The 579-nt window shown below is 63.2% G+C and carries 1 protein-coding gene; it reads left to right on the forward strand.

Annotation, left to right across the window (positions count from 1 at the left end):
- Window positions 1–579: Hsp70 family protein (locus AACY52_RS29510; RefSeq protein WP_339561252.1), on the forward strand; the 579-nt coding region annotated here is incomplete at both ends.

The following is a 579-nucleotide window of genomic DNA, read 5'->3' on the forward strand; positions in this document are numbered from 1 at the left end:
CGGAATCGATCTCGGCACCACCAACAGCTGCGTCTCGGTGATGGAGGGCGGCAAGCCCAAGGTTATCGAAAACGCCGAAGGCGCGCGCACCACGCCGTCGATCGTCGCCTTCGCCAAGGATGGCGAGCGACTGGTCGGCCAGCCTGCGAAGCGCCAGGCGGTGACCAACCCTGAAAACACCATTTTCGCGGTGAAGCGCCTGATCGGCCGTCGCTTCGACGATCCGATCACCAAGAAGGACACCGAGCTGGTCCCGTACAAGATTGTGCGCGGCAACAATGGCGACGCATGGGTCGGTGCCGGCGGCAAGGAATACTCGCCCTCGCAGATCTCGGCCTTCACGCTCCAGAAGATGAAGGAAACCGCGGAAGCCTATCTCGGCGAGACGGTGACCCAGGCGGTCATCACCGTTCCTGCATACTTTAACGACGCGCAGCGCCAGGCAACCAAGGACGCCGGGCAGATTGCCGGGCTCGAAGTGCTCCGCATCATCAACGAGCCGACCGCAGCCGCGCTCGCTTACGGGCTCGACAAGGACACCAACAAGACCATCGCGGTCTATGACCTTGGCGGCGGCAC

This window comes from Pseudomonas sp. EA_65y_Pfl1_P113 (assembly GCF_963970525.1).
Classification (GTDB): Bacteria; Pseudomonadota; Gammaproteobacteria; order Pseudomonadales; family Pseudomonadaceae; genus Aquipseudomonas; species Aquipseudomonas tritici.